4 protein-coding genes are annotated in these 9364 nt (G+C 70.7%); 2 read left to right on the top strand and 2 right to left on the bottom strand.

The window, feature by feature from the left end:
• The first annotated feature begins 71 nt into the window (after positions 1-71).
• Entirely contained in the window at positions 72-1265 is a 1194-nt protein-coding gene (locus tag AC0KTA_RS02975; RefSeq protein ID WP_481053500.1) for a cytochrome P450, read from the top strand.
• Positions 1266-1373: 108 nt separating this feature from the next.
• Here AC0KTA_RS02975 and AC0KTA_RS02970 read toward each other — a convergent pair whose 3' ends face one another.
• Together AC0KTA_RS02970 and AC0KTA_RS02965 are read right to left on the bottom strand one after the other, a co-directional pair.
• Complete coding sequence (locus AC0KTA_RS02970; RefSeq protein ID WP_481053499.1) at positions 1374-2570, bottom strand: NAD(P)/FAD-dependent oxidoreductase; 1197 nt, start codon at positions 2568-2570, stop codon at positions 1374-1376.
• Positions 2567-8572 carry an amino acid adenylation domain-containing protein gene (locus AC0KTA_RS02965; protein WP_481053498.1) on the bottom strand — a complete coding sequence of 2002 codons (6006 nt, stop codon included), beginning with the start codon at positions 8570-8572 and terminating at the stop codon, positions 2567-2569. Before AC0KTA_RS02965 ends, AC0KTA_RS02970 begins: the two co-directional genes overlap by 4 nt.
• Positions 8573-9018: 446 nt before the next feature.
• Between AC0KTA_RS02965 and AC0KTA_RS02960 the strand changes: the two genes are divergently transcribed.
• Positions 9019-9348 (top strand): cupin domain-containing protein, encoded by a 330-nt coding sequence (locus tag AC0KTA_RS02960; RefSeq protein WP_481053497.1) that lies wholly within the window; start codon positions 9019-9021, stop codon positions 9346-9348.
• Positions 9349-9364 lie beyond the last annotated feature (16 nt).

The raw sequence follows: 9364 nt of genomic DNA, 5'->3' as shown, positions 1-9364 counted from the left end.
ACAAGGACACGACCCAAGAAAGAGAGAGCGCCGACGTGTCTGAACAGATCACCCGCCTCACGAACGCAACCGTGAGCAACCCCGCAGAGTACGCAGCACTGCGCGAGCAGGGCCCGCTCTTCCAGGCCGTCATCGACGGTCTGGAGTCCCCGGTCTGGTTCGTCTCCGGCTACGAGGCCTGCAAGGAGGTCCTCCACGAGCCGCGCTTCATCCGCGACGAGACCAAGCTGCCGGGAAGAGAGGGGCCGAGCTTCGCGGAGCAGATGCTCGGGGGAGTCGGCATGCCGAAGGAGTACTTCAAGTACTTCGGCCTGCTCAGCCTGTCCGACGGCGACGAGCACACCCGGCTGCGCAATGTGGTCGCCCGTGCCTTCACGGCCCGCCGCGTCAACGCGCTGCGCCCGGGCCTGGAGAAGACCGCGTCGGACCTGTACGCCGTCCTGTCCTCGAAGCAGGAGGGCGACCTGATCGCGGAGCTCGGCTACCCGCTCACCACCGCCGCCATCTGCGAACTCATGGGCGTCGAGGAGGCCGACCAGCCCCAGCTCCAGGGCTGGATCATGGAGCTGGTCTCGTACAACCCCGACCGGCTCGTCCCGGCCGTCCAGAGCATCGTGGAGTACTACAAGGACCTGATCGCGCGCCGCCGTTCCGAGCCCACGGACGACCTGATCTCCGAGTTGCTCAAGCCCGGCGGCATCGACAAGGACCTGCTGGCCGAGGACATGATCATCTCGATCTTCCTGCTGCTGACCAGCACGGGCATCGCGCCGCCCGCACACTTCCTCGGCCAGGCGGTGCTCACCCTGCTCACCCACCCCGAGGAGCTCGCCAAGCTGCGCGCCCAGCCGGATCTCCTGGCCAAGCGCGCTGTGCCGGAGATCCTGCGCTACACCACCTCCGTACCGACCGGAGGCCCCCTGTACGCGGTCGAGGACTTCGAGTTCCGCGGCTGCCCCGTCAAGCAGGGCGATGCCGTCGTCCCCTCCCTGATCGGCGTCAACCACGACCCGGCGCAGTACGACAACCCGCAGCGGCTGGACCTCTCCCGTGACCTCGGCCCGGGCGTCGGCCACCTGGCCTTCGGCAGCGGCGCGCACTACTGCACCGGTGCGGCCCTCGCCCAACTGGAGACGGAGGTCGTCATCGACACGTTCCTGATCAAGAACCAGACCCTGGAGCTCGCAGTCGAGCCCGACCAGCTCCCGTTCATCGACGTGCCGGGCAAGGGCACCGCGCTCGGCGGCCTGCCGGTGCGCTTCTGACGTCACCGACGTCACCGCACGTCACGCGTCGCGCAGACGAAGAGGCCGTCCCAACCCTTCACCAGGGGTTGGGACGGCCTCTTGCGTTTCAGCCGGTACTGAGCCCTGTCACGACGCCGCGAGAAGGTCCAGCAGCTCGGGCGTGACGAACTCGTCCGACGGACAGGCACCCGACATCGCCGAGAAGTAGCGATCGGTGAATTCGGCGCTGCTCGCGATCACCCGGAGCAACGCGATCTGGTGCTTGCTGGCCGCCAGCGCGGCCGTGGTGAGGGTGTGGCGGTAGTCGGCCATGAGCAAGCCGTCGCGCTGCTTGGTGAAGCTGTCGAGCCCCTCGCTGAGCCGCTCCGGGTCCTGCAGTCCGTCGCCGACGCAGTCGACGAGCAGTTGAACCTGGCGGAAGGCATCCGTGATGCCCCGTGCGGTGATGGAGTCCTTGTGATGCCCGGCATCGCCCACCAGCGCCCATCCGGGGCCGCTCGCCCTGCGGAAGAAGTTGCGCTGGTCGCCCGTGCCGTGCAGCCGCTCCAGCATGCGGCCGCCGGCCATCTCCTCACGCAACTCCGGGGCGGTGCGCTCGACGGCGCCGAGCAGCGCCCCGAGCCCGTCACCGCGCACCTCCCCGAACCGCTCCTGGGGGAAGTACGCGCCGACCAGCGTCGCGCCGTCGTTGGTCGGGATGGTCCCCACCCAACTCCCCGGCGCCTCGTGCAACCGGAACCGCCGCGGCAGGTCCGACCAGTACGTGTAGTAGGCGCAGGACAGCTTGGGGTCCTCGATCTCGATCGGCGCGCCGACCTTGGCGGCCACCGTGGACCGCATCCCGTCCGCGCCGATGACCAGGGTGGCCCGCACCGTGTACTCGGTTCCGCCCGATCGCACCCGGACCCCGGTCACCCGGTCACCGTCGAAGGTCAGGTCGAGCACGGTGGAGTCGTCGCGGAACTCGGCGCCCGCGTCGACCGCGGCCTGCGCCAGGACCGAGTCGAGGAGATACCGACGGGGGGCGAACGCGGTCCGCACCCCGTCGACGGCCCAGGAACATCCCTCCAGTTGGACGTCCGCCACGGTGTAGCTGGCCCGGTCGATGGGCGGGCACCCGGTGGCGACCACACGGGGCAGCACATCCCACCGCTTGAGCAGCGCGACCCCGGGCTGGTGGATGAGCAGAGTGGACAGCGTGTCCCGGGGGAAACGCCCGCGTTCCAGGAGCAGGACCCGGTACCCGGCACGCGCGAGGAGCATGGCGGTCGGGGATCCCGCGACGCGGGCGCCCACCACGACGACGTCGTATGTGTCGTTCATCGGGACTGGTCACCCCTGTTCATCCGGCGCAGAGCCGGCCTGTTGGACTTGCCGGCTTCCTTGACCACGCGCGCCAGGTCGACGACGGCGGGGGACTCGAAGATGGTCCGGATCGAGACGGTGACGCCGAGTTCCTTGCGGATACGGCTGCTGAGCCGGGTCGCCATCAGCGACGTACCGCCCAGTTGGAAGAAGTCGTCGTCGATGTCGATGTCATCGATCTCGAGCACCTCCTCGAACAGCGCGCACAGCACTTCCTCCTGCCGGTCACGCGGCTCGCGGCGGACGTAGTCGGCCTGTTCCGCCGAGGAGAGCGCGGACTCGTCGACCCTGCCGTTCGGCAGCCGAGGGATGTACGTCAGCAGGACGACGGCGTCCGGGACCAGATGGCGCGGCAACCGGCCGGCGGCGAACTCGGTCAGTTCCCCGGTGTCGACACCGGCACTCACCACGTACGCGGTCACGTGCGGGAGACCGTCCTCGGTCCCCGCCACCGCGGCGACTTCGACCACCTCGGGGTGCTCGGCCAGCGCCGATTCGACCACGGGCAGACTGATCCGTACGCCGCGTACCGTCACCTGTCCGTCGGTACGGCCGACCTGCTCAAGGCCGCCGTCCCGCCCGCGACGCACCAGCTCTCCGGTGCGGAACATGCGAGACGTGCCCGGAGCGAACGGGTCCGGGACGAACCACGCCGCGGTCGCCGCGGACCGGCCGTGATAGCCGAGCCCGAGCGCCGGGCCGGAGACGTAGAGTTCGCCGACCGCCCCCGGTGGCGCGGGTTGGAGCGTGTTGTCGAGCACGTAGAGCCTCATGCCCGGCAGCGGTGGGCAGCCGGACTCGCTCGCGGCGTACGCGGCATCGCCCTTCGTCGGATCACCCTGCGCGTCGGGGCCGGCGGCTGTCTCGACGCCGCCGCCGACGCACACCGCGCCGAGCACGTCGACCAGCCACTGGCCGAAGTCGCCGGTGACGTCGCCGGTCACGGCCGTCAGCAGCCTCGCTTCCGGCGCGGCGTGCTCGAGGCGCGCGGCGAGAGCCCCGTGGCCGACCGCCACGGTCCGGCGGCCGTCCGCGTACCCCCACGTCGGCAGCAGCGCGGCTATCCGCCCCAGGTGCACCGGCTTCAGCGCACCCGTACCGGCCGTCGGCGCGGGCAGGTCGGTGACCACCAGGTCCGCGTCGTCGTCCGCGGCCACCAAGCAGCCGCCGGCACGCAGCGCCGCGACCAGTGCGATCACGGCATCCAGCGAGGACGACAGCCGGACCGACACCGTGGCTTCCGGCACGAGACCACCGTCGGCCCATGCCCGCGCCACCTCCGTGGCCCTGTCGTCGAGCTCCCGGTAGGTGAGCGAGTCCTCGGCGCTCCGTACCGCCACGGCGTCCGGTGTCCGCGACGCCCGCGCGGTGACCAGCCCGGAGACCGTCTTCTCGGCGGGGGCGGGATCCTCGGCGACCGGAGTCGCCCGCTCGGAGGCCAAGAGGGCGTCCACCGCGCCGACGGGTGTCATCGGGTCGTCCGCGATCTGGCGCAGTATCTGGGCGAACCTGACCGCGAGATCGCTCGCCTCCGCCCGGCCGAAGACGTCCTGTCGGTACTGCACGCAGGGGCGCAGCGGACTGTCGGGCTCGGCGAACACCATGAGGGCCAGGGGGTAGTGGCTCACCGTGAAGGAGCGGATTCCCACCACCTGCAGTCCGGCCGCGTCACCCGCGGCGGCGATGCCGGTCCGGTCGAGCGGGAACGACTGGAATCCGACCACTGTGTCGAACAGCGTCGTCAGGCCAGTCGCCTGGTGCATCTCGCTGAGTCCGTGGTGGTGATGGTCGAGCAGCGAGGCCTGCCTGCCCTGCAGGTCGACGAGCAGGTCGGCGAGCGTGTCGGCAGGATCGCAGTCCAGGCGGACCGGCACCGTGTTGAGCAGCATGCCCACGATCGCGTCCACGCCGGGCACCGCGGGCGGGCGTCCGGAGACCACGGCTCCGAACACGACGTCCCGCCGGCCGGTCATCCTGGACAGCAGCAACGCCCACGCCGTCTGGACGAGGGTGTTCACCGTGACCCCGAGCCGTGCGGCGCACGCGGTGACCGCCTCGGACTCCGCCGCGGAGAGCACCGCGTCCACCTGTCCGATTCCCTCGCCGCTGTCGGTGCGGCGGCCGCCGCCGACCAGCGTGGGCCCGTCGACGCCGTCGAGTTCACGCGCCCAGGCGCCCGCCGACTCGTTCGGGTCCTGTTCGGCACGCCACTTGAGGAAGTCCCCTTGGGTGCGTGACCTCGGCAGTCCCGCGGAGTCGGGGCCGTAGTGCAGCAGCAGCTCCCGCACGATCAGCGGAATCGACCAGCCGTCGACGACCGCGTGGTGTGCGGTCAGGACGAGGTCCGTCACGTCGGGCGCACCGCGGACGAGTGTCATCCGCAGCATCGGGGGAACCACGGGGTCGAAGTGTTCCCGGAGGTCGTCGGCGAGCAGTCGCTCGAACGCGGTCGTGCGCGCCGCCTCGTCCATGTCACCGAGGTCGACCACGCGCCACGGCAGCTCGGCGTCGGCGAGGACGAGCTGAACCATTTCCCCCCGCGCGTCGGGGGCGAAGACCGACCGCAGGCCCGCGTGGCGCCCCAGCAGTCGCTGCCCGGCCGCCCGCATCCGCTCCGGATCGACCGGCCCCAGCAGCCTGAGGACATACTGCACTTGGTACGCGTCGAAGCCCGAGTCGACCGCCATGCTGTGGAACAGCAGGCCCGACTGCAGCGGCGTCAGCGGCCAGACGTCGACCAGGTTCGGCTGCTGCTCGGCCCACCCGTCCAGGTCGGCCTGCGTGACCGGCACCAGCGGCACGTCCGACGGCACCATCCCGTGAACGCCCGGGGTGGCCGCGTGGTGGGTCAGTCCCGCCAGCGCGGTGCACCACAAGTCCGCGATTTCCTCCACCTCATGACGGGTCAGCACGCCCGAGGGCGCGGCGAACACCGCGTGCAGCTGCGGGCCCTCCTCGGTGTCGACGAGGCTCGCGTTGATGTCCAGCTCGGCCGGCGCGGGCATCCTCGGGTCCTGACCGGCGTCCAACTGGGCGAGCTGGGGCACGTCGACCCGGCTCCAGGCGTCGGTGTCCGCCGGGGCGAAGCGTCCGAGGTAGTTGAAGCCCACCTGCGGCGTCGCGTACTCGTCGAGCGCGGCCGCGGTGTCGTCGTTGAGGTGGCGCAGCAGCCCGAACCCGATGCCCTTGTCGGGGACGGCCCGCAGGCGCTGCTTGGCCAGCATGACGGCCCGGCCCGCGGCCGGGCCGCCGGCGAGCGCGTCGTCGACATCGACGTCGGTGAGGTCGAGGCGGATCGGGTACACGGTGGTGAACCACCCCACCGTCCGCGACACGTCGGCTCCCGGCGCCGCGCTCTCCTCCCGGCCGTGTCCCTCCAGCCTGATCAGCACGGAGGATTCGGCGTCCCCCTTGGCTCGCCGCCGCGCGGTCACCGCCAGTGTCAGTGCGGCGAGCAGACCGTCCATCACTTCGCCGCGGAACACCGACGGCACGGTGGTCAGCAGCGCCTCGGTGACCGGGACCGGCACGGTCACCGGGACGTCGACCACGGTGCCGACCACGTCGACCGACGGGTCGAGGCGGCGGGTGCCGAGCAGCGGGTCCGGTCCGGCCAGGATCGAGCGCCACAGTGGCAGTTCGGCCAGTCGTCGCGGGTTGTGCGCCTCGTCGGCCAGTGCGTGTGCCCATCGGCGCATCGAGGTACGCACCTCGGGCAGCTGCGGCTTCTGTCCGTCACGGATGGCGGCCCACGCGTCGGCGAGGTCGGACAGCAGGATGCGCCAGGACACACCGTCGACGACGAGGTGGTGCAGCACCACGAGCAGCTTGCCCGGCCGGCCGTCGAACCAGGTGAAACGGGCGAGCGCCCCGGAGGACGGGTCCAGGCCCGCGGCCGCCCTGTCCAGCTCCCGCGCCAGGGCACGGTGCCAGTCCGGGTCGGCCTCGTCGACGCCTTCGACCCGGTCCATGGCGACCGGGACGGTACCGGCGGGCGCCACCACGATCTCGTCGCCCACCAGGCGTGCCCGCAGCATGTCGTGGTGGTCGAGGACGGCCAGCAGGGTCGTGGTCAGGTCCGCTTCGTCGATTCCCTCCGGCAGGGACACCAGCATGGCTTGCGCGAAGCGGTCGAACCCGGGGCCCCAGTCCCGGATCCACTGCGCGACCGGCAGCAACGGCATCGACCCGGTGCCACCGCCGTCGAGCTCGGCCAGCGCTTCGGCCGGCGCCGCCGCCGAGCGCGTTGCCGCGAGCTCGGCCAGGGCGGCCACCGTCCGACGCTCGAAGACGTCCCGGGCGCTGATGTGGATGCCGTGCTCCCGCACGCGCGAGACCACCTGGATCGACTGGATGCTGTCGCCGCCGATCGTGAAGAAGTCGTCGTCGACGCCGACCTCCTCGAGCCCGAGCACCTCGGCGAACTGCTGTGCGAGTGCCGTTTCCGTCTCGTCGCGCGGTGCCTGGTACTCCACATGCCGCAGCCGGGGAGCCGGCAGGGCCGCGAGGTCGGGCTTTCCGTTGGGGGTGAGGGGAATCCGGTCCATCGGCACGAACGCCGCCGGGACCATCGGGGCGGGCAGGTGCCGTGCCGCGAACGCGCGGAGGTCGCCGACCGAGAAGGTCGGCGCCAGCAGGAGGGAGCCGTAGGAGTCGCTCGTCACGCCGTTCGACCGCTCCGCCTGCTCCTTCGGCACGACGTACGCGACGAGCTGCTTGCTCGATCGCGTCTCGCGAGCGACGACCACGGAGTCCGCGACGCCGGGGTGCGCACCGAGAACGGCCGCCACCTCATGGGTCTCGATGCGTACGCCGTGGATCTTGACCTGGGTGTCGGCCCGGCCGTGGAACACGAGCGTGCCGTCCGCCGACCGGGCCGCCAGGTCCCCGGTGCGGTACATCCGGGCGCCGGCCGGCCCGGACGCGTCCGGGACGAACCGGGTCGCGGTCTCGCCGGGGGCGCCCAGGTAGCCGCGGGCCAGCAAGGGGCCGGATACGTACAGTTCACCGACGGTGTCCGGCGGGCACGGGCGCAGCGCGGCGTCCAGGACCTGGACCCGCGCACCCGTGATGGCGCTGCCGATGGGGGGCGCCTGGCCGTCGGCGACCAGCGGGGCGCTCATGGTGGCGCACACGGTGGTCTCGGTGGGCCCATAGGCGTTGATCATCTTCAGCTTGTGGGCCCAGGCCTCGACGAGGTTGGGCGTGGTCGCGTCCCCGGCGACCACCAGGCACTCGACGGCGGGCATCGCCTCGGGCGGAAGCGTGGCCAGCACGGGCGGCGGCAGCGTCACATGCGTGACCTGACGAGACGTCAGGGTCTCGGCGAGCGGCCGGCCGGGGGCGAGATCCGCGTCGTCCGCCAGCACCAGCGTCGCGCCGGAGAGCAGGCCCATGCACAGCTCCCACACCGAGGCGTCGAACCCCGGGGAGGCGAACTGGAGGACCCGGCTGCCCTGGGCGACGCCGAGTTGAGCGGCGTGCGTAGCCGTGAGGTCGGCGAGTCCACTGTGGGTGACGACCACGCCCTTCGGTCGGCCCGTGGAGCCCGAGGTGTAGATGACGTAGGCACTCTGCGTCGGCCCGGGGAACGCCGGCAACGGGACGTCACCGTCGAGCTCGTCGAGGCCGAGGAACGGCACCGCCACATCGGGCAGCTCCGTCTGGGCGGATTTGTCCGTCAATGCGAGTGTGCAGCCGGACTTGTTGACCATGTACGCGAGTCGCTCGGCAGGATGCGCGGTGTCCAGCGGCAGATATGCCGCGCCCGCGCGGAACACCCCGAGCAGCGCGGCCACCCAGTCCACCGACCTGCGCAAGGCGACGCCGACGACGGATTCCGCTTGTACTCCGGCGGCGAGCAGCCCACGCGCCACCTGTTCGGCTCGTTCGTCCAGTTCTCGGTAGGTCAACGACACGGTGCCGTACTCAACGGCCACGGTGTCGGGTGACGTTGTCACCCAGTGGTCGAACAGTTCCGGAAAAGATCGTGCGCCACCATCGGCGCCGGAGCCCAGTTGTGCCACGTTTCCTCCCCCCACGGTCCCTCCCTCAACGATGCGGCAATCGCCCGCGAACTCAAAGCAGTGCAAGTCGACATCCAAATCCGGTTTACCTAGCGTACGAACACAACTGCTCGGGTGCTCGGGATGTCAATGAATGCACGTCAACCGCTTCCCGATACCCGGCGGTTGCCCGTACAAAGATTGCCTGGTGTCCCGTTGGCGGGACATCCGCCGGTACGCTCTCCTCGTGAATCCGGGGGGAGCATCCGAGCGGAACCTTGCCATCCGCATCGGCGGAACCTCTCGATCCACATCGGGCGGAACGCCCCGATCCGCATCGGGCCCCCCACTTTGACCATCCCCCTCCGGACATGCCGCAGGCGACCCACGGGAGCAGTAAAATGGCAGCTAGGAAGCATCGGTCGGGCACGTCGGTGATCACCGATATGTTCCCGAAGGCGCGAGTCGAGTTCGTCCACGGCGACACGATGACGGTCACGCTGTGGCAGTTTGAAGAGGGCGGCGACGTGCCGCCCCACCAACACCCGCACGAGCAGATCGTGCACTGCCTCGAGGGCACATTCGAGGTGACGGTCGACGGCGAAATCGTTGTGCTGGGAGCCGGTGAATCAGTGATCATTCCCGGCGGTGTCGAGCACGCGGCACACGCGCGGACCGCAGCCCGGGGAATCGATATCTTCCACCCGGTGCGCGAGGATTACCGACTCTGATATGAGGGGAACAGTC

This window comes from Streptomyces sp. Y309, from assembly GCF_056712025.1.
Note: the sequence above shows the minus strand (reverse complement) of the source record. Positions and strands in the feature narration are given on the sequence as shown.

Coding starts and splice junctions, on each gene's coding strand:
- AC0KTA_RS02970 (WP_481053499.1), bottom strand. CDS start 2,570: ATGAACGACACATACGACGTCGTCGTGGTGGGCGCCCGCGTCGCGGGA.
- AC0KTA_RS02960 (WP_481053497.1), top strand. CDS start 9,019: ATGGCAGCTAGGAAGCATCGGTCGGGCACGTCGGTGATCACCGATATG.